This window comes from Micromonospora sp. CPCC 205539 (assembly GCF_036906815.1).
GTDB lineage: Bacteria > Actinomycetota > Actinomycetes > Mycobacteriales > Micromonosporaceae > Micromonospora.
This window is the reverse complement of the sequence record NZ_JBAKHW010000053.1, coordinates 1-23,756: the sequence shown is the minus strand read 5'-3', so window position 1 is coordinate 23,756 and position 23,756 is coordinate 1. Positions and strand designations below refer to the sequence as shown.

23 protein-coding genes, 1 tRNA gene and 2 pseudogenes are annotated in these 23,756 nt (G+C 72.5%); 8 read left to right on the top strand and 18 right to left on the bottom strand.

The window, feature by feature from the left end; all coding sequences use genetic code 11:
• Position 1 precedes the first annotated feature (1 nt).
• Entirely contained in the window at positions 2-2,125 is a 2,124-nt protein-coding gene (locus V6V47_RS29440) for a DUF1800 domain-containing protein (RefSeq protein ID WP_334631715.1), read from the bottom strand.
• Between the two features lie 429 nt (positions 2,126-2,554).
• On the opposite strand from V6V47_RS29440, the gene V6V47_RS29435 reads away from it, so the two are divergent.
• Positions 2,555-2,812, top strand: a complete 258-nt coding sequence (locus tag V6V47_RS29435) for a DUF3040 domain-containing protein (RefSeq protein WP_334631714.1) — start codon at positions 2,555-2,557, stop codon at positions 2,810-2,812.
• 4 nt (positions 2,813-2,816) lie between these two features.
• On the opposite strand, the gene V6V47_RS29430 is transcribed toward V6V47_RS29435, so the two are convergent.
• The 3 genes and pseudogenes from V6V47_RS29430 to V6V47_RS32770 form a co-directional block, all read right to left on the bottom strand.
• Positions 2,817-3,728 (bottom strand): SWIM zinc finger family protein, encoded by a 912-nt coding sequence (locus tag V6V47_RS29430; protein ID WP_334631712.1) that lies wholly within the window; start codon positions 3,726-3,728, stop codon positions 2,817-2,819.
• Positions 3,725-6,244 (bottom strand): annotated as a pseudogene (locus V6V47_RS29425) (DEAD/DEAH box helicase); the annotation flags it as partial. The gene V6V47_RS29430 and the pseudogene V6V47_RS29425, both read right to left, overlap by 4 nt.
• 120 nt (positions 6,245-6,364) lie before the next feature.
• Positions 6,365-7,009 (bottom strand): annotated as a pseudogene (locus V6V47_RS32770) (ATP-dependent helicase); the annotation flags it as partial.
• Positions 7,010-7,171: 162 nt separating this feature from the next.
• Here V6V47_RS32770 and V6V47_RS29420 point away from each other — a divergent pair.
• A complete protein-coding gene (locus tag V6V47_RS29420) occupies positions 7,172-8,047 on the top strand; it encodes a carbohydrate kinase family protein (protein ID WP_334631710.1) in 876 nt (291 codons plus the stop codon).
• 30 nt (positions 8,048-8,077) lie between these two features.
• On the opposite strand, the gene V6V47_RS29415 is transcribed toward V6V47_RS29420, so the two are convergent.
• Positions 8,078-8,599 (bottom strand): DinB family protein, encoded by a 522-nt coding sequence (locus tag V6V47_RS29415; protein ID WP_334631709.1) that lies wholly within the window; start codon positions 8,597-8,599, stop codon positions 8,078-8,080.
• 83 nt (positions 8,600-8,682) lie between these two features.
• Here V6V47_RS29415 and V6V47_RS29410 point away from each other — a divergent pair, with 83 nt between their 5' ends.
• On the top strand, positions 8,683-8,889 hold the full coding sequence (locus tag V6V47_RS29410) for a hypothetical protein (protein ID WP_334631707.1): 207 nt from the start codon (positions 8,683-8,685) through the stop codon (positions 8,887-8,889).
• A gap of 8 nt (positions 8,890-8,897) precedes the next feature.
• Here the strand turns inward: V6V47_RS29410 and V6V47_RS29405 are convergent, their stop codons facing one another.
• Positions 8,898-10,040, bottom strand: a complete 1,143-nt coding sequence (locus tag V6V47_RS29405; RefSeq protein WP_334631705.1) for a polysaccharide pyruvyl transferase family protein — start codon at positions 10,038-10,040, stop codon at positions 8,898-8,900.
• Positions 10,041-10,109: 69 nt separating this feature from the next.
• Complete coding sequence (locus V6V47_RS29400; RefSeq protein WP_334631704.1) at positions 10,110-10,607, bottom strand: GNAT family N-acetyltransferase; 498 nt, start codon at positions 10,605-10,607, stop codon at positions 10,110-10,112.
• A 123-nt stretch (positions 10,608-10,730) separates the two neighbouring features.
• Here V6V47_RS29400 and V6V47_RS29395 point away from each other — a divergent pair, with 123 nt between their 5' ends.
• The 3 genes from V6V47_RS29395 to V6V47_RS29385 all read left to right on the top strand — a co-directional run bounded on the left by V6V47_RS29395 (position 10,731) and on the right by V6V47_RS29385 (position 13,527).
• A complete protein-coding gene (locus V6V47_RS29395) occupies positions 10,731-12,026 on the top strand; it encodes a glycosyltransferase (RefSeq protein ID WP_334631703.1) in 1,296 nt (431 codons plus the stop codon).
• A gap of 125 nt (positions 12,027-12,151) precedes the next feature.
• Positions 12,152-12,595, top strand: coding sequence for a hypothetical protein (locus V6V47_RS29390; RefSeq protein WP_334631701.1), 444 nt, complete (start codon positions 12,152-12,154; stop codon positions 12,593-12,595).
• A complete protein-coding gene (locus tag V6V47_RS29385) occupies positions 12,592-13,527 on the top strand; it encodes a phosphotransferase family protein (protein ID WP_334631699.1) in 936 nt (311 codons plus the stop codon). The genes V6V47_RS29390 and V6V47_RS29385 overlap by 4 nt, the downstream gene beginning before the upstream one ends.
• Before the next feature lie 25 nt (positions 13,528-13,552).
• On the opposite strand, the gene V6V47_RS29380 is transcribed toward V6V47_RS29385, so the two are convergent.
• The 4 genes from V6V47_RS29380 to V6V47_RS29365 all read right to left on the bottom strand — a co-directional run bounded on the left by V6V47_RS29380 (position 13,553) and on the right by V6V47_RS29365 (position 16,252).
• On the bottom strand, positions 13,553-14,188 hold the full coding sequence (locus tag V6V47_RS29380; protein WP_334631697.1) for an HAD-IA family hydrolase: 636 nt from the start codon (positions 14,186-14,188) through the stop codon (positions 13,553-13,555).
• Between the two features lie 412 nt (positions 14,189-14,600).
• Positions 14,601-15,398, bottom strand: coding sequence for an alpha/beta fold hydrolase (locus tag V6V47_RS29375; RefSeq protein WP_334631695.1), 798 nt, complete (start codon positions 15,396-15,398; stop codon positions 14,601-14,603).
• A 21-nt stretch (positions 15,399-15,419) separates the two neighbouring features.
• Positions 15,420-15,968: a hypothetical protein gene (locus tag V6V47_RS29370; protein ID WP_334631694.1), complete on the bottom strand. Its 549-nt coding sequence runs from the start codon at positions 15,966-15,968 to the stop codon at positions 15,420-15,422.
• 32 nt (positions 15,969-16,000) lie between these two features.
• The gene (locus V6V47_RS29365; RefSeq protein ID WP_334631692.1) at positions 16,001-16,252 is read right to left on the bottom strand and encodes a hypothetical protein; all 252 of its coding nucleotides are present in this window, start codon (positions 16,250-16,252) and stop codon (positions 16,001-16,003) included.
• A gap of 244 nt (positions 16,253-16,496) precedes the next feature.
• On the opposite strand from V6V47_RS29365, the gene V6V47_RS29360 reads away from it, so the two are divergent.
• On the top strand, positions 16,497-17,282 hold the full coding sequence (locus V6V47_RS29360) for a hypothetical protein (RefSeq protein ID WP_334631691.1): 786 nt from the start codon (positions 16,497-16,499) through the stop codon (positions 17,280-17,282).
• 4 nt (positions 17,283-17,286) lie between these two features.
• Here the strand turns inward: V6V47_RS29360 and V6V47_RS29355 are convergent, their stop codons facing one another.
• Complete coding sequence (locus V6V47_RS29355) at positions 17,287-17,643, bottom strand: mycothiol transferase (protein WP_334631733.1); 357 nt, start codon at positions 17,641-17,643, stop codon at positions 17,287-17,289.
• 198 nt (positions 17,644-17,841) lie between these two features.
• Between V6V47_RS29355 and V6V47_RS29350 the strand changes: the two genes are divergently transcribed.
• A complete protein-coding gene (locus tag V6V47_RS29350; protein ID WP_334631690.1) occupies positions 17,842-18,201 on the top strand; it encodes an ankyrin repeat domain-containing protein in 360 nt (119 codons plus the stop codon).
• A gap of 60 nt (positions 18,202-18,261) precedes the next feature.
• On the opposite strand, the gene V6V47_RS29345 is transcribed toward V6V47_RS29350, so the two are convergent.
• From V6V47_RS29345 to V6V47_RS29320, 6 genes are all read right to left on the bottom strand, one after another.
• Complete coding sequence (locus V6V47_RS29345; RefSeq protein WP_334631689.1) at positions 18,262-19,155, bottom strand: sigma-70 family RNA polymerase sigma factor; 894 nt, start codon at positions 19,153-19,155, stop codon at positions 18,262-18,264.
• 211 nt (positions 19,156-19,366) lie between these two features.
• Positions 19,367-19,438: transfer RNA gene (locus V6V47_RS29340), tRNA-Val, on the bottom strand.
• Positions 19,439-19,513: 75 nt separating this feature from the next.
• Entirely contained in the window at positions 19,514-19,978 is a 465-nt protein-coding gene (locus V6V47_RS29335; protein ID WP_334631688.1) for a peroxiredoxin, read from the bottom strand.
• A gap of 86 nt (positions 19,979-20,064) precedes the next feature.
• Positions 20,065-20,502, bottom strand: coding sequence for a DUF3052 domain-containing protein (locus V6V47_RS29330; RefSeq protein ID WP_334631686.1), 438 nt, complete (start codon positions 20,500-20,502; stop codon positions 20,065-20,067).
• 112 nt (positions 20,503-20,614) lie between these two features.
• Entirely contained in the window at positions 20,615-23,098 is a 2,484-nt protein-coding gene (locus tag V6V47_RS29325; RefSeq protein WP_334631684.1) for a thiamine pyrophosphate-dependent enzyme, read from the bottom strand.
• Between the two features lie 51 nt (positions 23,099-23,149).
• Entirely contained in the window at positions 23,150-23,635 is a 486-nt protein-coding gene (locus tag V6V47_RS29320) for a MarR family winged helix-turn-helix transcriptional regulator (RefSeq protein WP_442934326.1), read from the bottom strand.
• Positions 23,636-23,756 lie beyond the last annotated feature (121 nt).

Here is a 23,756-nt window from a genome sequence, read left to right as displayed (position 1 = left end):
CTCACCGGAGGTGGTGCTGGGGGGACGCGAGGATCGCCCGCGCGACGGCGGTGATGGCCCCGTTGAACGTGGCATCGACCTTGGCGGTCGCCGGCACGCCGGCCACGCCGAGGATCAGGTTCTTCTCTCGGGTGCTCAGCTTCTGGCCCACCAGGCGCAGCGAGAGCGCGTCGACGTACGCCCCGGCGGTGCCCGGTGCCTTGACCAGCTTTTCGGCCGGCGTGTACGTGAAGACGGTGCGGTACCCGGAGATGACCTCACCGGCCTCGTTCCAGCCGTTGACCATGGCACCGGCCGAGGTCCAGGCGATGTAGACGTCCGGGTAGCCGTCCGGGGTGGGCTGACCCATCGGGTAATGGCCCAGCTCGTGCAGCTTGTCGCTGATCTGCCGCAGGCCGCGGGCGAACGGGGTGCGCTTGTTGTCACCGTTGTTGTGCTTCGGCGACGGATCCGGCGCGACGCCCGCGGCGCGGTACGTGGCAACCATGTACTCCAGCGGCCGGCGCACCTTCTGACCCACCGCCGCCCAGAACTCCGAGGAGCTGAACAGCGTCATCAACACGGGCTTGATCATGCCCTTGTTGGTGGTGTACGCCTTGGCCAGCCGATCCACCAGAGACTTCGGCGGGGTGTCCGAGACGAAGCGGGTGGCCAGGCTCTGCGCCACGTACTTCGCGGTCGACGGGTGCAGCGCGATGTAGGTGATGTACTTGTCGATCGCCGCGTCCACGGCGGCGATCTCCTTGGCCGTCGGGTTGTTGACGTCCTTGATGGCGAACGTGTTGGCGTGGGTGAAACCGAGGATCTTCACCTTGCCCATGAAGTGCTGGTTGACGCGCAGGACGTACTGGCCCTTGTCGTCGACGCCGCGGCCGGTCTGCAGCATGGCGGCCTGGCGGACGTCCTTCTCGGTGTAGCCACCGTCAACGCCGACCGAGTAGAGCTCGAGGTTCTCCCGGGCGAGGTTCTCGTTGATCGCGTCCTTGCGGGAGTCCTTCTGGTTCAGGTAGATCAGCAGCGCGGGGTGCTTGTTGGCCGCGACCAGCATCTCCGGGTAGCTGCCCAGCGCGTGCTTCCGGACGACGTTCTGGTCGAACGAGGTGCGGTAGACCTCGCCACCGTCGAACTCGGCAGCCACGTGCAGGAAGTCGTTCCAGAAGTCGACCATCACCTCGAAGAGCTGGCGCTTCGACCAGATCTGGCGGGCCAGGGTGGCGTCGACCACCTCCCGCTCCGGCTGGGCGCCCATCTCGTTGAGCTTGTCGCGCTGGTCGCGCAGCTGCGTCACGGAGAGCTTCTGCGTGGGCAGCTCGGCGATCTTCAGCTCGGCCTTGCTCGGCTCGATCTTGTCCGGGTCGAGCTGGGCGCGGATCCAGCCGTCGATGCCCTGCTTCTTGATGTCGGCGACGACCGCCGGGGTCGCCCCGAAGGTGGCGCGCCGGGCCAGGTGCAGGATCGGGTCCTTGGCCAGCACCGTCTTGACGGTCACCTTGGTCTCCGCAGCGGCGGCGGCCGGACCGGAGAAGATCCGTCCACCGGCGGGCGCGTTCTTCTTCAGCGCCTCACCGGCCCGGGAGCCCATGTAGCTCTCGTTCTGCTCGGTGTAGGTACGCACCGTGCTGGGCTGCTGGCCGCTGGGCCGGGCCGCGGTGCCATCGGTGACGGTGTTACCGGTCGCGTCGGCGGCCGCCTCGTCGCCGAAGAGGCCACGAACCTGCGGGGTCATGGCGAGTGCGGCGCCACCGGCGACGACCGCGGCGGTGCCACCGAGCACCGCGAGGGCCTTGCGCCGGCCAACCTTGCCGTCCGGCTCGTTGTCGTCATCCAGAGTGGGCAGTCCGGTGCCGGCCGGGCGGGCCGGGGCCGGACGGCCGAGCCCTTCCGGGCCGACCCACTGCGGCCCACGCGGGGCGGGAGCCTGCTGTCCGGAGTGCGCGTATCCGTCGGCGTACTGCTCACGCGGGTCTGCCTGGGCCGAGTAGCCGCCCTGGTAACCCTGGGGCGAGTCGTACCCGTACGGCGCGGACGCGTTGTGGTCGCCGTATCCGTCCGAGGTGTGGTGCTGGCGTCCGTCCCAGCCGCGGTCGTCCCGCGGTCGACGTGGTGGCACATTCTGGTCGGCCATGTACCAATCCCGTTTTCTGATGAGCGCCGGCACCGCTGCGCCGGGCAGGGGCGGCAGATGCGGCGACTGTTGCCTGAGGGGGTTGCTACGGCAAGGTAGCCAAGGGGTCAGGCCCCTTCAAGGCGGCCTGAGCGCGCTCGTCGGGGCACTTAAGACAGCCCTCAGTGCCGCATCGACGCCGGTTCGGGCACCGGGAATGGTGAAAGACCTTCTCAGCAGGGCTGACGTACGTCAGCCGGGCACGGATCGCGCTCCACGGCCGTACGCGACACATTCTGAGCCGTTCACGACTTCAGAGAAACTTAAGGTTCGGCTAAGCCGGACCTGTGGTGGCCGGCGGCGCGGAAAGAAGCAGCAGCGACGGGGGTGAGCCGCCGCCGCAGCGGGTATGCCGCCGAACCGCTGGACGCGTGAGGGGAAGGCAGCGCCATGCTCAGCAAAGAGGATCAGCGCAGGTTCGACCAGATCACCCGTCAGCTCAAGGAGAGTGACCCGGCTTTCTTCAACCGGCTCGACCATCGGGTCCGGGCCCGCCGGGGCCGCTACCTCATCCTGATAACCATCGTGCTGTGGGCGTCGCTGCCGGCGATGACCGTGTTCGCCGGCCGACTCGCCGGCGCGATCTGCGCGGTGGTGCTGGTGGCCAACGCCGCCATCATGTGGCGGTTCCGCCGCCGCTGGACGTGACCGCTCACCGGTCGGCCGGGCCGAATGCCCGGTACGCCCGACGAAGCCTCTCGAGCAGTCCCGGCCCGCCGATGGCCGGCGCCGGCGGGCCGAGTTGGCGCAGCAGCAGATCCGGGCCGGTCACCAACCGGGGCGGCCGGTCGGGCAGCGGCACAGGCGGCAACCAGTACCGGTCCACGGCCTCCGCCAGCGGAGTCACCGACAGCCCGGCGAGCGCACGGGCCGCGCCGGCCGGCGACACCGGTGGGTCGGACCCACCGTCGTCCGGAAGGGACGGTGCCGTCGACGCTCCGGCGCCGGGCTCGGGCAGCAGGGCCGCGCCGGTGACCTCGGCCCGTCGGGCCCGGAGCCGGTCGAGCAGTTCGGCGCGAGCACGGCCGCGCCAGTGCAGCAACTCGAACGGGTCCGCGTCGAACGCCTCGGCCAGCAGGTAGAAGGTGGCCGCGAGGTGCTTGCACGGCACCGCGAAGTCCGGGCAGTTGCACCGCTGGGTGAGCTCGTCCACGTCGGCCGGGAACAGCGGCGCGCCGGCGGCGACGAACAGCTCCTCCAACTCGTCGGGGAGGTCGCCGGCGAGCAGCCGGGCGCTGAAGAACGCCTGCCCGGCCAGCTCCTCCTCGACCCGAGCCCAGAGCGCGGCCGGGAACGGCGTGAGCTTGATGGAGACCTGGTACGGCTGCGCCCGAGAGCCCTGCACCGCGGCGCTGACCAGGCCGGGCGCGATGTCGAGCCGGAGCACCTGACCGGCCCGCGCGTACGACCGGCCCCGGGTCAGCCGGGTGCCGAGCGCGAACGACTCCAGCACTTCCAGGAAGCGCCGGGACCACCAGGATCGGCCGATGGCACCTCGGGCGCTGCGCGCCCGCAGACCACCGTCGACCTTGCGGGGACGGCCGTAGTCGGCGAAGTCGGTCACTCCACCACCGCCCCGGCTTCCAGGGCGAACAGCTCACGGAGCTGGCCGGTGGACAGTTCCGTGATCCACTGCTCGCCGGTGCCGACCACCCGCGCGGCGAGGTTGCGTTTGTCGGCGATCAGCGCGGCCACCTTCTCCTCGACGGTGCCGGCGCAGACGAACTTGCGGACCTGCACCCGCCGGCGCTGCCCGATCCGGAACGCCCGGTCGGTGGCCTGGTCCTCCACCGCCGGGTTCCACCACCGGTCCACGTGCACCACGTGGTTGGCGGCGGTCAGGGTGAGCCCGGTGCCGCCAGCCTTGAGCGAGAGTACGAAGATCGGCGGCCCGTCCGCCGACTGGAACCGCTGCACCATGGCGTCCCGCTCGGCCTTGCCCAGCCCGCCGTGCAGAAACAGCACCTCCCGACCGAACCGCGCCGACAGGTGACCACGCAGCATCGCGCCGAACTCGGCGTACTGGGTGAACAGCAGCGCCCGCTCCCCCGCGGCCAGCACCTCCTCCAGGATCTCGGTCAGCCGGGCCAGCTTGCCGGAGCGACCGTCCAGCGGTGAGCCGTCCCGCAGCAGTTGGGCGGGGTGGTTGCAGACCTGCTTGAGCCGGGTCATGGTGGCCAGCACCAGCCCTCGTCGTTCGATGCCGTCGCTGGATTCGATCCGGGCGAGCATGTCGTCGACCACCACCCGGTAGAGGGCGGCCTGCTCGGCGGTGAGGTTGCAGAGCACCTCCATCTCCAGCTTCTCCGGCAGGTCGGTGATGATCGACGAGTCGGTCTTGAGCCGGCGCAGCACGAACGGGCCGGTGATCCGCCGCAGCCGCTCGGCGGCTTCGGCGTCGCCGTGTCGCTCGATCGGCTCGGCGAACCGCTTGCGGAACGTCGCGGCCGGGCCGAGCAGGCCAGGATTGGCGAACTGCATGATCGACCAGAGGTCGGCGAGCCGGTTCTCCACCGGCGTACCGGTGACCGCCACCCGCTGTCGGGCGGGCAGCGCCCGCACGGCCTCGGCCTGCCGGGTCGAGGCGTTCTTGATCGCCTGCGCCTCGTCCACCACCACCCGGTGCCAGTCGATGCCGGCCAGGTCGACGGCGTCGCGGGCGGCCACCGAGTAGGTGGTGAGGACCAGGTCCGCGCCGTGTGCGGCCGTGGTGAACTCCGTGCCCCGGGCCCGCTCCGCCCCGTGGTGTACGTGCACCCGCAGGCTCGGGGTGAACCGCGCCGCCTCGCGCTGCCAGTTGCCGACCAGGGACATCGGACAGACCAGCAGGGTCGGCCCGGTGCCCGGGGGGTCCCCGGCCAGCAGGGCGAGCAACTGCACGGTCTTGCCCAGCCCCATGTCGTCGGCGAGCACGCCGCCGAGGCCGAGCGACCGGAGGAAGGCCAGCCAGGCAAGCCCTCGCCGCTGGTACGGCCGCAGCGTGCCCTGGAAGGTCGGCGGCGGGTCCAACGGGGTGAGCCGACGCTCGACCGCTCCGGCGAGCAGATCGCCCAACGCCCCGTCGGCGGTCACCTCCAGCACCGGCAGCGCCCCGGTGTCCTCGGCGTCGGTGAGACCAAGGCGGAGCAGGTCGGCGACGGTCAGCTCCCCGGCCGAACGGAGCAGACGTAGTCCGGCGGCGAGCCGCCCCGGATCCAGCTCCACCCAACGGCCGCGCAGCCGCACCAGCGGCGTCTTCACCTCGGCCAGCGCGGCCAACTCCTCGGCGGACAGTGGCTGATCGCCGAGTGCCACCTCCCACCGGTAGTCCACGAGCGCGTCCAGCCCCACCCCGGCGTCGGCGCCCGCCACCGTGCCGGGCGCGGTCCGACTGCGGGCGCGCAGCCGAGCGCCGAGCCGCGCCGACGGGCGCTGCCACCAGGAGGGCAGCAGCACACCGAAACCGGCGGCGTGCAGCACCGGGGCGCCCTCGCTGAGAAACCGGTGTGCTCCCTCGACGTCCAGCTCCATCGCCTCCGGCGCGGCGGTCCGCAGCGCGGCGTCCAGATCCGGCCAGAGTCGGCTGGCCCGGCCCAACTCGGCGAGCAGGGTCTCCTGGGGACTGGTGGTACGGCCGGCCAAGCCAGCCAGCGCCTGCGGCGCCCGCCAGACCTGCCCGGCGTCCACGTGCAGGCCAGGCTCGTCGGCAGCCTGCAACCCGAACTCCAGCCGCCACCGACCACCCCCGACCGGCTCCACCTCCGTCAGCCCGGCGCCGATCGCGGGCGGGGCGGTGTCGGTTGACCAGGTGCGGGTGGCCAGGATCGGCTCGGTGACCTCGTCGGGGGCCGGTTCGACGAGCCGGAAACTGGCGCGGACCGGGCCCCCGGCGGCGTCGCGCTGCCAGGCGTCCAGGTCGGCGCGGAGCGTGGCCAACGCCGCCGGGTCGACGGTGAAGTCGCGGCTCGGGCCGGCGAGTGCGGCCAGCCAGGCCGGCGCCGGTCCACCCGGCCGCATGCCCCGAGCCAGCGTCGTGGTCGCCAGGGCGGCCCGAGCGGCGGCGTCGGCCAGCGCGTCCAGGGCGTCGGCGACCAGCTCGCCGGCCGTCAGCTCGGTGCCGCCCGATCCGGCAGCGCCAGACCCGGCAGCGCCCGATCCGGCAGCGCTCGATCCGGCAGCGCCAGACCCGGCAGCGCCAGACCCGGCTGCAGCCGACCCGGGGGCAGCCGCTCGGGCGGCGGGGGGCAGGGCCAGCGCGAGCGACCGCGCCCAGCCGGCGTCGGTGCCGGTCAACAGCGGTCGCCAGACCGCCCGCGCCGGCACCTGCGTCTCGGTGGCGGCTGACGCCGTCGACTCTGGCCGCGGCTCGGGCGTTGTGGCGGGCGTCGGCGTGTCGACGCCGGGTAGGACACGGCCTCGGGTCACCAGGTCGGCGGCGAAGTCGGCCAACTCGGCGAGGTGACGCAGGGTGGCACCGGGCACCGCCGGGAGGTCGTCCAGGGCGCGCAGCAGCGGCAGCGCGTTGTCCGGGGCGTACACCAGCACGGGGACCCGCCACCCGGCGAGGGTGAGCCGGCCGCGGGCCGGGGGTGCGACGTCGGTGCGGATCAGTTCGGGTGAGTCGGTCGGCGCGCCGGCCCGGGTGGGCAGGGTGAGCAGCGCGGTGTCCGGGTGGGCCGGCTCAGCGGCGCCGGCCAGCGCGGCGGCCAGCGCGGCGTGCCCGGCGGCGAAGGGGTGCGGTCGCTCCCGGGGCGCCCGGCCGGGACGGGCCGGTGCGGCCGGCGCGGCGGCGCTGTCCTCGGCCCAGACCGCGAGTTTGGCGGTCGAGCCGTCGCCGGGCAACCACAGCCCGTGGATGACCAGCACGTACTCCTCCTCGTCGCCGCCCGCGCCCCAGGATAGGTGGGGTCGTCGGGACTGGCGTCACCCGTCCTGGAGCCGACGGCTCGGCGAGCGCTCCCGCGCGGGCCGGCGGGCGACGCTGCCGCACATCGTGCGACGCACGAGCTGTCGGCTAGCGTCGATGCCATGGTCGACCTGTTGGTCATCGGCGGGCTCGGGGTGGACGTGCGGGTCCGGGTGCCCGCACTGCCGCTGCCGGCCGCCGATTCGCACACCGTCGAGCCGATCGAGCTACGGATCGGCAACACCGGCGCCGGGGTGGCGCTGGCCGGCCGGGCGCTGGGTCTACGGGTCCGGGTCGTCGACACCCTCGGTGCGGATCCGGCCGGTGACCTGATCCGGGCGGCGCTGATCCGGGCCGGAGTGCCGGCGGTGCTGGCCGAGGACCCGGCCGGGACCCGGCGATCGGTGACCCTGGTCGACCCGGGCGGGCGACGCACCGCGCTCTACGACCCGCGCCCCTGGCAGGGCGGCAGCCCGCCGTTCCCGGCGACGGCGCTGGCCGAGCTGGTCCGCGACGCCCGGCACGTCCACCTCTCGATCATCGACTGGACGCTGCCGCTGCTGCCCGTCGTGCGGGCCGCCCTGCCGGCCGGCGTGCGGCTGTCGACCGACCTGCACGACTGGGACGGGGAGAACCCCTACCACCGGCCGTTCGCCGAGGTCGCCGACCTGGTCCTGGTCAGCGGCGTACGGCTGGCCGACCGGGCCGGGGCGCTCGCCGACGCGCTCTCGCCCCGCACCGTGGTGGTGACCCGGGGCGCGGACGGCGCCGAGCTGTATCCGGGCGACGGCACGGCGGTGCCGGTGCCACCCGTCAGCGCACCGGGGCCGGTGGTGGACAGCAACGGGGCGGGCGACGCCTTCGCGGCCGGGTTGGTCGCCGGCCTGCTGCGCGACCGGCCGCTGCCGGAGGCGGCCCGGTACGCGGCCCGGGTGGCCGCCGCGGCCTGCACCCATGACGGCATGGAGTACCCAGCGGGCCTGCTGCCCACCGACTGACGGCGCGCCACCGACTCAGCCCGTGTGGGATCAGACCGCCCCGGTCTCGCCGTCGACCAACTCCCGCAGGATGTCGGCGTGCCCGGCGTGCCGGGCGGTCTCCTCGATCAGGTGGATCAGGATCCAGCGCAGCGACACCTCACCGAGCTGCGGGTGGGGCACGACATGGTCGAGGTCGAAGCGCGCGGCGACCGCCCGCGATCGGGCGCACGCCCGCTCGTACGCCTCGACGAGCGCATCGACGGTGTCCTCCTCGCCGAGCGCGAAACTCGCCACCGCGTCCTCTTCCGAGGTCAGGTAGACGTCACCGGGCTCGGGGGCCAGCAGGGTCGGAAACCAGTTCCGCTCGACCATGCTCAGGTGCTTGATCAGCCCGGCGAGCGTCGTCATCGACGGCACCAGCCGGCGGCCCGCCTCAGCGTCGGACAGGCCACGCAGCTTGCGCAGCACCACCGAACGGTGGAAGTCGAGGAACGAGTCCAGTACGGCACGCTCGTCGCCGGTGCGGGCGAGCACCGGGCCGAGCGTCGGATCGATGGGCTGCTCCGCCATCCGCCGACCCTAGCCACCACGTCGGCGGTCCCGCTGCCCCGCTAACCGCTGCGGGGGGCCGGCGCGGCGGGCAGGATGGGCGCATGGCCTCAACCGTGCAGATCCCGTTGGTCGGCGGCACCGCGGACGGGCAGACCGTCACCGCCGAGTTGGACAGCAACGGCCGTCCGCCGCTGACCCACCACCATCTCGGGTCCGGTGGCCTGGCCGAGGCGCAGATCTACGAGCTGGAGTCCGCTGGCGCCGACTCCCTCGAGTGGCGCTACCGGTGGACCGGCCCGGCCGTCTGACCGCGAACTCAGACCCGGGTGAGGGTCTGACTGCGCAGGCTCTCCAGGACGCCACGGGTGACATCGGAGGTGCCCCGGGCCTGTTCGCACACCTCGGCCACCCGCCGGGCGGTGGCCTCGGCGCGCTCCTCCCGCTCGTCCCAGAGCCGGTCGACCTCGGCCAGCAGCGGCCCCTCCACCTCGCGCTCCACGCCACGCAGCGCCGGCACACCGAGCCGCTGGGCCAGGTCGAAGACCTTTCCGGCGTACGGGAGCGGCAGGAACGGTGTGCCGACCATCGCCGCGAAGATCAGGAAGTGCAGGCGCATGCCGACGGCCAGGTCGAAGTGGCGCATCAGCCCGAGCACCTGCTCCGGCGAGTAGGTGCCGTGCAGGATTCGGCCCCGGTCGGCGGCGACCATGTGCGACAGCACCCCGTGGGCGTGCCGGATGTCGTCGCGTTCCATCGGCACGAACAGCACGTACGCGTCGATCCGGTGCACCAGGAAGTCACCGATCTGAGCCAGCAGCCGGTGGTAGCCGTCCACGTCGAGCCGTTCGGCGGCCCGTCCCGGCTCCCGCACGCTGATCCCGACCAACCGCTGGCCGGCCGGCACGCCCTCCTCGGCCAACAGGTGGGCCGGGAAGTCCGCCGGCTGCAGCAGGAACGCCGGGTCGGCGGTGACCGTGATCGGGTTGAGCAGGCCAGCCTCCTCCAGCACCATCCGGGACTCCTGGTCCCGGACGGTCAGCTGGGTCGCGCCGGAGAGCGTCTCCCGGACCATGCCGGTGTCCACCGCGTCGCTCAGTGGCCCGACCCCCACCGCGTACGTGATGAGGGGCAGTCCGCGTTCCTGGGCGACCCGGACCACCCGCAGGTAGCGGCGGGCCTCCCGGTCGTAGAGGATCCCGCCGCCGCCCAGGATGAGCAGGTCGAGCTGGGCCAGGACCAGGGCGGAGTCGGTGCGGCTGACGCCCTCCCAGGGCACCGCCTCGACGTCGGGGTGCGCGAGCCGGGTGTGCTCCGGATTGCGGGAGAACACGATGATCCGGGCGTTCGGCTCCTGCGTACGCAGATCGGTGAGCAGGCCGGTGAGAATCGCCTCGTCGCCGATGTTCCGGCCACCGTACGAGCCGAGCACACCGATGGTCAGTCCGGCGCCATGCGTCATCCGTCGTCCTCCCCGGGTGCGGTTCGAAGCGGGTTCCCGGTGGGTGGATGAACAGTCCTCGCCGGCTGCTCAGCCCGCCGGGTCGATTCGCTTGGCCATCTGCTGGGCCATGACCTCGAAGCCCAGGCTCCGGTAGAGCCCGATTGCCACCTCGTTCGTGCCGAAGACGTTCAACCCCAGCTCGGGCACCCCGAGTTGGGCCAGTTCCGCCTCGATGAGCTGGATCATGCGTCGGGCGTACCCGCGTCCCCGATGAGCCGGTTCAACCTCGATGTCGTGGATCCAGGCCCGTTGGGAGCCGGCCGTGTCGGTCGCGTGGGCACTTGCGGGCAGGGTCACCCAGATCCAGCCGACCTCGACGTCGTCGACGCGGGCCAGCCGCAGCAGCACCCCCTCGGTGTCCGCGCCATCCGGCAGCATCTCCCGTAGCTGGCTCGCCGAACGCTCCCGAGCCGCCTGCGGGGTCATCCCCCGGTGCGCCGCCAGGTCCTCCGCGTACGCCTGCTCCAGCCTCACCAGCAGCCGGGTCAACTCCTGCGCCGTCACCGGCGTCAGCGTCAGCTCCACCGTCGTCTCCCTCCGTGTCGGTTCACGCGGGTAGTGCAGCAGACCCGACCCGGACGCGCCACCGGGATCTCGCGCCGGTGCGACGGGACGGCCCGGCGTGCGCCGCCCGGCGATGATGGCAGGGTGCGGATCTCCCACGTCAGCGACAGCCACCTCACCAACCCGGAAGGGGTGGCCACCTCGGTCGGCACCACCGTGGCACTGCTACGCGCCGCCGGCCACCAGGTCATCCTGCACTGCCCCGGGCCCCTGTCCCGGCGACGGCGCCAGCCCGGCGAGGTCCCCTCGGTGCCGGTGCCGACCCGGCCGTACCGGCTGGCACCGCCCCGGCCACCGGCCGCGCCGGCCGACGTGGTGCACGTGCACACCACCGGTCCGCTCGGCGTCGCCGGTCTGCGCTGGGCCGCCGAGCGGCGCGTACCCACCGTGCTCACCTGGCACACCGACCTGGTGGCGTACGCCGCGCACTATCCCGAGGTGCCGATCGGGGCCGCGTACGCCGGGCTGCGGCTCGGCCTGCCCTGGCGACTGCGGGACCTGTGGGCGCTGGCCCGGCCCGGGCCCGGCCGGCAGGCCCGGCTGGCGGCGCTCGGGCGGTGCCTGCTGGGGCACACCAGCGTGCTGATCGCCCCGTCGGCGAAGACCGCGGCGACGATGGCCCCGCTGGCTGGGCGTACCCCCATCGTGGTGTTGCCGACCCCGGTCGCCGCACCGTGCGCGGACGCCGACGACCGCCGACGCCTGCGGGCCCGGTGGGGTGTCGCGGCGGACGCGCCGGTGTTGCTCGCGGTGGGCCGGGCCGCGCCGGAGAAGAACCCGGAGCTGCTGCTGACCGCGTTCGCCCAGGTCCGCCGCGACCTCCCGGCGGCCCGGCTGGTGCTGCTCGGGGCGCGACGGCACCGGCTCGCGGTCCGCCGGGCGGCCCGCCGGCTCGGCGTCGTCGACGCGCTGCACCTGCTGCGCCCGGTGCCGCACGACCGGGTCGGCGCCCACTACCGAGCGGCCGACGTGCTGGCGTTCGCCTCCACCACCGACACCCAGGGCCTGGTGCTCGGCGAGGCCGAGGCGTACGGGCTTCCGGTGGCCATGGTGGACGCCGCTCTGGTCGAGCGGCCCGGCACCGGCACCGCCCGGCAGCTCGCCGAGCCCACCGCGACGGCGTTCGGGGCGTTGCTGACCCGGCTGCTGACCGAGCGGGAGCTGCGGGCGACCGTGGTCCGCGACGGTCGGGCGGCGGTGGCGGCCTGGTCCGGACCGCGCTACCTGGCCGAGCTGACCGCGCTGTACGCCACGCTGCGGCCCGTCAGCGAAGCGGACGCGACGACAGCCGACCCACCTGCGCCAGCACCAACGGGAGCTGCCATCCCCGAGACGCGGCCGGATACCGAGGAGACCAGACCGGCGCGAACGTCGCCTTGACCGGCGCAGCCGATCCGCACCGGTCAGCCCGGACAGTGGGGCCAACCCCAGCTCGACGTTGGTCAGGCCCCGGCACCGCTGCTCGTCATGGCGTCCGTCGATGCGGCGATGGTAGCGTCCGCCCGGTGTCCGGCCGGATCCTGCGAGGAAGCGCCGTCGTGGTGGTCGCCGTCGGGCTGGTCCTCTCCGTGATCGCCGCGCGCGACGAGCCCGTCGAGCTGCTGTTCTACTTCACCGTGCAGGTCAATCTGGCCTACCTGGTGGTGCTGCTGGCCGGTGGCGGCGACCGGCTGCGCACCGCGCTCGCCGTCTACCTGGTCGGCACCGCCCTCGTCTTCGTCCTGGTGCTGGCCAACCCGTGGAGCGGTTACGCCATGGTGGCGACCGCCGACGCCCGGGGGCCGGTCTCCGACGCCGGCAACCTGCTGTTGCACGCGGTGGCCGCGGTGGCCGCGGTGATCATGGGGTTAGCGGGCGGTTTGACCTCGACGAGGCCCGCCAACCTCATGATCACCGGCGGGGAAACTGGTTGTCGGGCGAGGTTGGCGGGGTGGATGGTGGACGGATGAATGAGCGCAACGGGGGTCGGATCGGGTGGGCCGACCTGCCGGGACGGGTTCGGGCCGCTGTTCAGGAGATCCTTGGCGATCGGGTGGTCGAGGCCGTGTCCCAGCCGGGCGGCTACTCGCCGGGCACCGCGGACCGGGTCCGCACCGCGACCGGTCGGCGGGCATTCGTCAAGGCGGTCAGCCCGGCACAAAATCCCGACAGCCCGGTCATGCATCGCGCGGAGGCCCGCACCGCCGCCGCACTGCCAGCGTCCGCGCCGACGCCCCGACTGCTCGGTTGGCACGACGACGGCGACTGGGTCGCGCTGGTCTTCTCCGATGTGGAGGGTCGACACCCGGAGACGCCGTGGCGCGCCGACGAGTTGACCACTGTGCTGGACACTCTCGCGACGATGGCCGCCGCCCTCACGCCGAGCCCGGTGCCGCACGTACCGACCGCCGCCGACCGGCTGGCCTTCGAGTTCGCGGGCTGGCACCGCATCGCCGCCGACCCGCCGGATCGGCTGGACCCGTGGGCCCGCGCGCACCTGGACGAGCTGCGGGCCTCCGCCGACCAGGGCCTCGCCGCGCTGACCGGTGACACGCTCTGCCACGTGGATGTGCGAGCCGACAACCTGCTCGTCGATGCGGCCGGCGCGGTCAGCGTGGTCGACTGGCCATGGGCCTGCCGGGGGCCGGCCTGGCTGGACACCGCGCTGCTGCTGATCAACGTACGGATGCACGGCGGTCACGACACCGAGGCTCTGCTACACCGGCTCCCGCTCACCGCCGACATCGATCCGGTCGCGCTCACCGGGGTGTACGCGGGGCTGGCCGGCTTCTTCACCGACAGCGCCCGGCGGCCACCGCCACCCGGCATCCCCACCGTCCGCGCGTTCCAGCAGGCGCAGGCCGATGCGCTAGTCCCGTGGCTGGCGCACCGCCTCTCCTGACCCGGCCAGTGTCGCGCCGGGCTGCTCACGGTGCCGTTGGTGCCGACTCCAGCTGCTGCGCCAACTGCGCCAGGTCGTCGAGGCACAGATCACCCTCGAGTCCCTTGAGCGCCGCGGTCATCGCGCCGGCTGCCCGCCCGGCCGCCAAGCCCACCTCGGCGTCCTCGACGACCAGACACCGTGCTGCGGACACCTCGAGCAGGTCCGCCGCCCGCAGGTAGCCCTGCGGGTCCGGCTTGCCCGCGCTGACATCCTCGACGGTCACCAAGACGGGCGGATCGATGCCGGCAGCGTCGAGCCGCGCCTCGGCCAACCGGGCGTCGGCGCTGGTCACCACCGCCCAGGGCAGACCCAGCCGGGCCAGCGCAGCCAGCAGTTCGGGTGCACCGGGGGTGGCCGTCACGTCGGACAGGTCGTCGTACTGCAGCGCCAACTGCCGTGCCGCCGCCACGGTGACCCCGACGTCGTCCAGCCCGGGTAGCAGACGGCGGATGGTGGCATCGGCGGGGCTGCCATGCGCGATCGCCATCGCCGCCGCGGGATCGACACCGTACTCGGCCGCCCACCGTCGCCAGGCCCGCTCAACGGCGGCGTCGGAATCGACCAGCGTGCCGTCCATGTCGAACAGGACCGCTTCCAGAACTGACAGCTCCACAACCACGCTCGCCGAATATACGCGTCACAGGAAATTGCCAGGCCGACACAGCAGCAGACCAGGCCGCACGAGGCGCAGCGCGACTGAGCGATCCCACGCAGCCTCGGAAGGCCAGGGTCAAGATCCACGCAGTCGCGGGAGGCCAAGGTCAAGATCCACGCAGTCTCGGGAGGCCAGGGTCAAGATCCACGCAGTTTCGGGGATATTGCTGCCTCGCCGCGCCGGGAGGCAGCAGTTTCCCCGACGTTGCGCAGATCTTGGGATGGCCCCACGCGCCGGGCGGGGCAGTGGATCCCCACGGATCGGCCGTTCGGCGGGCAAGGTCGCGCAATTTCCTGGATGTAGTGGTCTCCCGCGTGCCCAACACCACTACATCCTGGATCGAGTGCGCTCCGCGGCGCGGGCCGGGTGGACCCGGTCAGATGGGCGCCTTGACCAGGTGGGTGAGGAACTCCAGGACTGCGGGTGGAAGGGTCGGTGCGCTCACGATGTCGTAGTGGGTGTGGCCGGGCAGCACGGCCAGCCGGGCGGCCGGGCGGCCGGTGCCGTCCGAGCCGGGGTCGCGGTGCCCACCGCCGAGCAGTCCGTAGAACTCGGCCACGTGGCTCGTCGGGATCGAGTCGGCGTCGGCGAAGACCAGCAGTGTCGGGGTGGTCAGCGTGGCGACCTCGGCCGACCAGTCGTAGGCGCGGCGCAGCAGCTCACCGCTCTTGGCCCAGAGGCGCGGCCAGTCCTGTGGTCGGGGAGCGATCCGCTCGTAGAGCTCGTGCGACGGTGTGCCGCGCATCTGCTCACCCGTCTGCTCGTCCTGGCCCGCCATGGCGGCCAGCACCTCCGGATACCAGCCGGCCTGCTTGCACGGTGTCGAGACCAGCACGAGTCGGCGGACCAGCGCCGGGTGCTGGAGGGCGGTACGCAGCGCCACACCGCCGCCCAGCGAATAGCCCAGCACGTCCGCCGAGGGCAGGTCGAGGTGCGCGAGCAGCGCGGCGATGTCTTCGGCCAGCGTCTCGTAGCGCAGCGGCCGGTCGACGTCGGCGGTGCGTCCGTGGCCCTGTAGGTCGACCGTGATGACCCGGCGCCGCTGGACGAGCGCCGGCAGGATCGGCGCGAACATCTCCGCCGACCCGTAGCCGCCGTGCAGCAGCACCAGTGCGCGGCCGTCGCCGTGCGACTCGTACCAGAGCCGCACGCCGTTGACCTGCGCGTAGCTCACCCGATACCCCCGCTCGTCAACTCACTCGTCCCGATCCAACACCGCCCGTACGGCGTCGACGAAGGAAACCCGGCGATTCGTCCGTTCCTCGATCGCGGCAAGCCAGCGCTCGCGGTACCGGTCGCGCAGCGGCGTCGCGCCACCGCCCGGCCTGCTGGCGAGGCGGCGCTGATCGGCGTACTCGGCGTTGACGCTGGTCAGCACGGACCGACCCGCCGCCGCGACGTCCGCCGGCCCCTCCAGCAACATCAGGTTGTACGCCTCGTCCACGGCGCGCATCGCCGCGTACGTCTCGTCGTAGCCGGACGTCGGCTCGTCCCCGCCGGCCTCGACCCATCGCCGGTCCAACCGCCGGTACGCCTGGTCACAGGCACCCAGAAATCCGACGTACGCGTTCCGACGCAGCTCATCCCGGCGGGTCGCCCGCCGCTCGGCGCCGTCCTGCCGTGCCACGGCGAGTTGGTGGGCCAGTTGCCGCCGGGTGCTGAGCGCGCCGACCAACCCGGTCAGTGCGGCGGCGACCAACGTGGACAGTGAAGTGATCAGCGCGACGGCTACGGTGTCCTGCACGGGCCCATCATCGCGTGGTCAGCGCAGGGGCCTTAACGGCAGTTGCCCCCGGGCGACGGGTCGGGGCGGCGCACTCCGCGAATTGCCCGGGAGATGGTCTGGTGCACCAGTACGCCGACGGCAGCGTTGGCCACCCCTAGTCCCGCCGCGCCGAGCAGCCCGATCTCCACCGTCGTCACCTGGCTGGCGAGCATCAGCGCCGGCCAGATCAGCGCGGCGGCAACGAGTGTCGAGCGCCACCAGTGCCCGAACGCCAAGCCGAACAGGATCATTGTGGGGATCATCGGAGCCCTCCGTCGTCTCTCCCACCGTACGCGCGTCGTTCCACCCCCGAGCCCTGGACCGCTTTCGAGAGTGCGGCACGCGCCTCTAGCCGTCGGCAGGAGCACGATAAACGGGGTCACGTTCGGTACAGGGGCTTGATACAGTCGCGCTCCCCTTGATCGAGTAGAGGACGTCACCATGACCGGCACCGGGGCTGAACCCGCCGCAAGCTCGACACCGGCGGAGTCGGCGTCGGAGCCAGCCGTGGAGCCGACCGCGACCGCTGAGCCCGCACCACCCATCACCACGTGGGTGCCCGAGTCGCTGCCGTCGGAGCGCACCAACCGCACCGCCATCATCGTCGCCGCGAGCCTGGGCGGCGTGGTGCTGCTGCTGCTCGCCTGCCTCGCCGGAGTCGGCGGCATCATCCTCTTCCGCGAGGGGACGCCCCCCACGTCCAGCGCACCGTTCGCGGCCCCCACCGGAGCCGGCCCGACCGCGAGCGCCGCCCCCGACGTGAGCGAGTCGCCCGAGCAGCAGGGGCCGCAGGCCAGCGCATACCCGGCGAAGGACATCCGCGACCTGGACCGGGTGTGCGAGGACGACGTCTACTACCCCGAGTCGCCGAAGCGCGCGGGGAAGGCCCCGCACCCGCTGGTGCTGCTCGTCGACGACGGCTCGGGCCTGCGCGTGCAGAACAGCCACTACTACTACTCGCAGGGCCTGTCGGACAAGGTCGAGCAGTCGTGGGCCTCGGAGGATCCCAAGAAGGTGCAGACGGTCGCCTGCCTGGACCGGGTCAGCGCCGGCGCGACGATCCGCACCTGCAAGTTCGACGACCCGAAGCCGCAGTCGCTGCCGCTCGTGCGGGCCGGCTGGAAACTTCGGGTGTACGAGGTGGCGACCGGCCGAAAGCTGCTGGACAAGTCGATGGCCGGCGACGATCAGAAGTGCCCGTTCGTCGTCATGGTCGGCGCCGACCGGAAGATCTACGCCGAGGTCAGCGACCGGGCGCTGGTCGCGGCCCTGCGCAACTTCGTGAACAAGTAACGGGTCAGCGGGGCGGGTCCTCGCCAACGAGCCCGTCCACCGACTCCCGGATCAGGTCGGCGTGGCCGACGTGTCGGGCGTACTCCTCGATCAGGTCGACCAGGATGCGCCGCAGGCTCGGCACCTGACCGGCGGGCCAGTCGCCCCGGGCGAGTTGCTCCGGCCCGGCGTCGGCCAGCGCCTCCGCCACAGTGGCGCGGGAGCGGGCCACCGCCTCCCGCCAGGGCGTGTGGAGCTGCTCGGGCGTGTCCTCGGCTGCCGAGCGCCAGCCCGCCGGTCTTCCACGCCAGGGTGGCGCGCCGGCGGTCCAGAGAACCCAGGAGGGTGGCGGTCTCGTCGCCCGCGATCGACGGTTCGCGATGACCGGTCATGGGGATCGAGGCTAACGGCCTGACCGGGACCGATCCAGAGCAGTGCAGGGTGGGCGCGGCAGGTTTCGAACCTGCGGTCTTCGTCAGGCCAGTCGTGTCCATGACAATTCGTTCGAGCACCTCGCCCTGTCACATCGGCTCGTCGTCTGGGCTCATAAGCACGAGTGCAAACACGCGAGGAGGACACAATGCAGTTTGAAGAAGCCGCCGAGGCCGCCGACGAAGCGACGATGCGGTCGATGCTGTCCGCCGATCCTGGGCTGCGGGATCGGCATGCAGATCTGGTTACGCGGATGGCCGAGGCGCGCAACTGGTCAACGGTCCGGCTGCTCATGAATTTTGGCTTCGCCGTCAACGGTGTCACCGCCGCCGGCGCCACCGCCTTGCACTATGCGGCGGCAGCGGGTGAGCTGTCGATCGCGCGCCTGCTGGTCGAGCACGGTGCCGACCACACCACCCGCGAACCCGGGTTCAACGCGCAGCCGGCGGGCTGGGCGCAGTACTTCAAGAAGCCGGAAACCCAGAAATATCTCGAGTCCCTGGCCTGATGCCACGCCGACCGGTCACGCGGCATCAGACCCACAGCTCGTGGAAGTGGGGCTCGGCATTCACCCCGTTGTTCGCTCCGCCTGGTTCAGGAGGGCGGACGCGAGGCGGTGGACGCGGTCGGGGTCGCGGACAACGTCGATCCTGACGATCTTGTCGCCCGCGACGGTGAAGGCCATGACAGAGAACGGCTGCCCGTCGCGGGTGATCAACGTTCCGATCGCGCCGTTGACCAGGGCGGGGCGCAGTTGGCCACCGCGTGGGGCGCGGGCCTGCTTGGCCACGGCCGCCGCGCCGCGAACGACGGTCGCCGGCTTGGCGGCGCCGAAGTCGGTGCGAAGGACGACGTCGGGGTCGAGGACCTGCACGAGGGCGTCGAAGTCGCCGGTCCACGCAGCCGCGTAGAAGGCACGGACGACCTGCCGCTGGCGCGCTAGATCCGGATCCGGTGAAGGGATCTCGGCACCGTGCACCCGGCGCCGTGCCCGGCTGGCGAGTTGCCGCGCGGCGGCCGGGGTGCGGCCCGCGATGCCGGCGATCTCCTCGAAGGGCAGGTCGAACATGTCGTGCAGCACGAACGCCAACCGCTCAGCAGGAGTGAGCTGGTCCAGCACGACGAGCAGGGCCAAGCTCACCGAGTCGGCCAGCAACGCCTCCTGCTCGGGGTCGAGGTCCCCGTCTGGGATGACAACCAGGTCGGGCAGGTGCGTGGCGAACGGATCCTCCCGGCGGCGTCGGCGGGAGCGCAACACGTGCAGGCACTCCCGGGCGACGACAGTGGTCAACCATCCGCCGAGGTTGTCGATTTGCTCCGCATCGGACCGGCTCAGCCGTAGCCAGGCATCCTGAACAGCGTCGTCCGCGTCGGCCAGCGAACCGAGCATTCGATAAGCCACGGCCCGCAGACGGGGTCGATGCTGCTCGAAGCGCGCGGCCAACCACTCATTTTCGTCCATCGGTCGCACCATCCCAACGCCAAGGCTCACAGAGATGAGCCCTGAGACACGGCGAACGTGACACCGCCTGGCCCGGCTGATGGAGCTGGGCGTTCCGCCGCATGTCGTTCAGGCGCTCGGCAAGCTCGACGGGCGGCTCTCATAAACCTCGTTGCTGTCACCGCCCCCGGGAACTGAACTTCTCGGGGGCGGTTTTCGCTGCAGTGCAGGGTGGGCGCGGCAGGTTTCGAACCTGCGACCCCTCGCTTGTAAGGCGAGTGCTCTCCCACTGAGCTACGCGCCCGGAACGCCCGTACGGCGGGCCGGAGGCTGGCAAGCTTACCCTGCTCGCCGCCGGCCCGCCCGCACGGCGTACCCGTCAGGCGGCCGCCTCGGCGATGGCCTTGCGCCAGCTCTGCTGGTCGCGGGCCTCACCCGGCCCGTTCATCTCGGCGAAGCGGACGACGCCGGCCTTGTCGATGACGAAGGTGCCCCGGTTGGCGAAGCCGGCCACGTCGTTGAAGACCCCGTACGCCTGCGCGACGCCGCCGTGCGGCCAGAAGTCGGCCAACATCGGGAACTGGTAGCCCTCCCGGTCGGCCCAGATCTTGTGGCTGTAGACCGAGTCGACGCTGATCGTCAGCACCTGGACATCGTCGTTGACGTACTCGTTGAGGTTGTCCCGCACCTCGCACAACTCGCCCTGACACGTGCCGGTGAAGGCGAGCGGGTAGAAGACCAGCAGCACGGTGCGCCGGCCCCGGAAATCCGAGAGCCGTACCTCCTGGTTGTTCTGGTCCTTCAGCACGAAATCCGGCGCCTCGGCGCCAACCTCGATAGGCATGCGTACTCCTCGGGTCGAGTCGGGGGACGGCACCAACCTGCCACACCCGGCGGTGTCGACCGCCGGGCGCGCGAGATGGGGATCGGCTACTTCTTGGCCTTGGCCCCTCGGCGCAGCACCAGGCGGGCGCCGCTCCAGTCCCGGCCGGCGTTGATGGTCGAGGTCTGCTGAAGGCCGGCAGTGGGCGCGGCTTCCGCGACCTCGCTCGGCTCGACGTGCCCCTCACGCCCCGCCTTCGGCGTGAGCAGCCATACGACGCCGTTGTCGGCCAGCGGGGCGAGGGTCTCGACGAGGAGTTCGAAGAGATCACCGTCGCCGTCGCGGTACCAGACCAGCACGGCGTCGACCACCTCGTCGGTGTCCTCGTCGACCAGCTCTCCACAGCGGTCGGTCAGGGCGTCCCGGAGATCCTGGTCGACGTCGTCGTCGTACCCCATCTCCATGACGACCATCCCCGGTTCGATGCCGAACCGGTCCGCCAGGCTGCGTACCCCGTCGGCGGCCTGACCAGCGGTCGCGCTCACTGTCGCGTGCCTCCTCTTCTTGTCCCTGCTCGCGGCGTCGGAGCGACGCCGTTAGGCAAAGTCCACACAGTTGTGCCTCCGCGCGCAAGTGGCGCACCGGGTGGAACGGAATTTACCGTGCCAGCAGCGTACGGGCACCGTCGGTAATGGCTTCCGCGGAGACCAGAACATGACGTGCTGCCGGACCCAATGGTACAAAAGAGTCAACTCCGGCCACTCGCCGCGCCGCACCGACATATCCGGCGTCCACCAGCGCGGCGATCACACCCTCGCCGACTCCGCCGGAGCGGCGCGTCTCGTCCACGACCAGCACGCGGCCCGTCGCCGAGGACTCCCGGATGATATCGGCCACCGGCAGCGGCGCCAGCCAGCGCAGATCCACCACGCGGGTGCCCACCCCCTCCTCGGCGAGGGTGGCCGCGGCCCGCAGCGACATCCGTACCCCGTTGCCGAAGGTGATGATGGTCAGGTCGTCGGCCGAGCCGACCCGGTAGACCCGGGCCCGGCCGATCGGCACGTGCCCGGAGACCCAGGCCCCCGGCTCCGGGTAGCCGGCCAGCCACTCCCCGTCACCCTCCGCGTACAGGTCGCGGGCGTGGTAGAGCGCGATCGGTTCCAGGAACACGCAGACGCTGCCGTCCACCGCCGCGCTGGCCAGGCAGGTCCGCAGCATGGGCGCGGCGTCGTCCGGCCGCGCCGGCACCGCGATCACCAGACCGGGCACATCCCGGAGTACGGCCACCGAGTTGTCGTTGTGGAAGTGCCCGCCGAACCCCTCCTGGTACGCCAGCCCGGCCACCCGCAGCACCATCGGGTTGCGGAACACGCCCCGCGAGAAGAACTGCATGGTGGCGGCCTCGCCGCGCAGCTGGTCCTCGGCGTTGTGCAGGTACGCCAGGTACTGGATCTCGGGCACCGGCAGCATCCCGGCCAGCCCGGCGCCCAGCCCGAGCCCCAGCACCGAGGTCTCGTCGAGCAGGGTGTCGAACACCCGGGCCGCGCCGAACCGGTCACGCAGCCCCTTCGTCACCCCGTACACGCCGCCCTTGGCGGCCACGTCCTCCCCGAAGATCGCCATTTGCGGGTGGTCGAGCAGCCCGTCGGCGAGCGCCGCGTTGATGCTCTGCGCCAGGGTCAGCGGGCCGGCCAGCTCCGGTGGCTTGCCGCCGAACGCGTCGGTCCGGGCGCCCGCGCCCGGCCCGCTGGCTCGGGCCGCCGCGTCGGCCACCGTCCGCGCCACCCGCACCGGCCGGCGGGGCGCCAGCGCGGACACCACCTCGGCCGCGGAGGCGAGCTTCGGCTCACCCAGCACCTCCTCGGCGAGCCGACGGACCTGCCAGCCGGTCTCGTCGTACCGCGCCAGCAGCTCCTCCCCCGTGGCCACGCCGGCCTCGACGAGCAGCCGGGCGGTGGCGGCCACCGGGTCCCGGTCCAGGTCCGCGGCGAGCTCCCCCGAGCTGCGGTACGCCGACTCCGCATCGGCACCGGCGTGTCCCATCAGCCGTACCGTGGACAGGTGCAGCACGGCCGGACGCCGGTGTCGGCGCACCCAGGCCGCGGCCTCCGCCGCCACCTCGTACGTCTGCACCGGGTCGGCCCCGTCGGCGGCGAAGTAGCGGATGCCCGGCTTGGACCGCAGCGTCGCCTCCACCCAGCCCTGCGGGGACCGTACACTGATGCCCAGCCCGTTGTCCTCGCAGACGAAGAGCACCGGGATGCGCAGCCCGGCGTGGTCGTACCAGCCGGCGGTGTTGAAGGCCGCCGTGGCGCTGGCGTGGTTGACCGAGGCGTCGCCGAACGAGCAGACCACGATGGCGTCCGGTGGCCACGGCACGTGCGCGGCGCCGCTGGCACGAACCCCGGGCCCGGTACGCCGTCCGGAGCTGTCCAGCCGACGCAGCCGCTCCACGGCCAGGCCCATCCCGACTGCTCTCGGCAGGTGCGAGGCGATGGTGGAGGTGGTCGGCACGATGGCCAAATCGGCCCGCCCGAAGACCTTGTGCCGGCCGCCGGCGATCGGCTCCTCGCTGGAGGCGACCATCCCCCGCAGGACGTCCCGGGCCGCTTCGGCGTACGCCGCGAACGCGCCGTCCGGCCGGGTCCCAGCCGACTCCGAGTCGGCTTCGAGGAGTTCCGGGCCGGCGGAGGTCGCCGGCTCCTCGCTCGATTCCGGGCTGGCGGGCCTTGCCGCAGCGGCGGACCCTGGGGCGGTGGAGCCCGGATCGGCGCCAGATCCTGGGGCGGTGTCGGCGCCGACCTGTACGGCGCGTACGCAGTAGAACGCGCCGGAGCGGTAGTGCAGCAGTGCCGGGTCGGTGGGGCGCAGCGCGGCGGCGACCGCGGCGTTGCCCTCGTGCCCGGCCGAGCCGATGGTGTAGAAACCCTCGCCGAAGCTGCGCAGCCAACGGCCGGCAAGGTCGAGCTGCCGGCTGGTCACCTGCGCGTCGAAGAGGCTGAGCAGTTGCGCGCCGGTCAGCGGGGCGCCGTCGGTGACCGGGCCGGCGGGGTCACGCCGCCCGTCGGCGGCGGGCAGAGCCGCCAGCGTCTCCCGGAACCGGTCGTCGAGATCCTGCGGCGTGGTCACGTCGGACAGCATTACCGACGCGAGCCCTGGTCGCCCAGTGGGACACGGCCCGGGCGGGTCGACTCACTCCGGCCCACACGGCTCCGGACAGCCACCGTCGGACACCCTCCACACCAGGTCGCGCAGGGTGGCCACCTCCCGGTCGGTCAGCCCGTCGAGGAGTCGGGAGTCGGACAACACCTCCGTCACCCGGCCGCGCATGACCCGCCCCGCGTCCGTGACCACCAGCGTCTTCTGCCGCCGGTCGGCCGGTGCGGTGCGGCGCTCGACCAGGCCGGCCTGCTCGAGCTTGTCGACCAGCGCGGTCACGTTGGACCGGTCACAGCTCAACCGCTCGGCGAGATCACGAGCTGGCAGCGGACGGTCCGGATCAAGCTCGTGCAGCGCTCGAGCGGCCGCCGGCGTGAGCCCCAACTCGGCGAACGCGGCGCCCTGGCGGTGCCGCAGCGCGGAGGTCACGTGTGCCATCCGACGCACCACGTCGACGGCCAGGCCGACACGGTCCACCGGCCCCGCCATCGGGGAAACGACCTCCTGTGCCACCGCCATATCGTACGCATCCGCACCGACACACCCGCCCGCGCCAAGATCCGCCCACGCCGCGCGCCGCTGCGCCCGCCCGCCCGCCGCTGCGCCCGCCCGCCGCTGCGCCCGCTGCACCCGCGCTGCC

Coding starts and splice junctions, on each gene's coding strand:
- V6V47_RS29320 (WP_442934326.1), bottom strand. CDS start 23,635: ATGGCGGTGGCACAGGAGGTCGTTTCCCCGATGGCGGGGCCGGTGGAC.
- V6V47_RS29345 (WP_334631689.1), bottom strand. CDS start 19,155: ATGGACGAAAATGAGTGGTTGGCCGCGCGCTTCGAGCAGCATCGACCC.
- V6V47_RS29325 (WP_334631684.1), bottom strand. CDS start 23,098: ATGCTGTCCGACGTGACCACGCCGCAGGATCTCGACGACCGGTTCCGG.
- V6V47_RS29405 (WP_334631705.1), bottom strand. CDS start 10,040: ATGACGCATGGCGCCGGACTGACCATCGGTGTGCTCGGCTCGTACGGT.
- V6V47_RS29435 (WP_334631714.1), top strand. CDS start 2,555: ATGCTCAGCAAAGAGGATCAGCGCAGGTTCGACCAGATCACCCGTCAG.
- V6V47_RS29420 (WP_334631710.1), top strand. CDS start 7,172: ATGGTCGACCTGTTGGTCATCGGCGGGCTCGGGGTGGACGTGCGGGTC.
- V6V47_RS29385 (WP_334631699.1), top strand. CDS start 12,592: ATGAATGAGCGCAACGGGGGTCGGATCGGGTGGGCCGACCTGCCGGGA.
- V6V47_RS29415 (WP_334631709.1), bottom strand. CDS start 8,599: ATGGCGGAGCAGCCCATCGATCCGACGCTCGGCCCGGTGCTCGCCCGC.
- V6V47_RS29410 (WP_334631707.1), top strand. CDS start 8,683: ATGGCCTCAACCGTGCAGATCCCGTTGGTCGGCGGCACCGCGGACGGG.
- V6V47_RS29365 (WP_334631692.1), bottom strand. CDS start 16,252: ATGATCCCCACAATGATCCTGTTCGGCTTGGCGTTCGGGCACTGGTGG.
- V6V47_RS29350 (WP_334631690.1), top strand. CDS start 17,842: ATGCAGTTTGAAGAAGCCGCCGAGGCCGCCGACGAAGCGACGATGCGG.
- V6V47_RS29440 (WP_334631715.1), bottom strand. CDS start 2,125: ATGGCCGACCAGAATGTGCCACCACGTCGACCGCGGGACGACCGCGGC.
- V6V47_RS29335 (WP_334631688.1), bottom strand. CDS start 19,978: ATGCCTATCGAGGTTGGCGCCGAGGCGCCGGATTTCGTGCTGAAGGAC.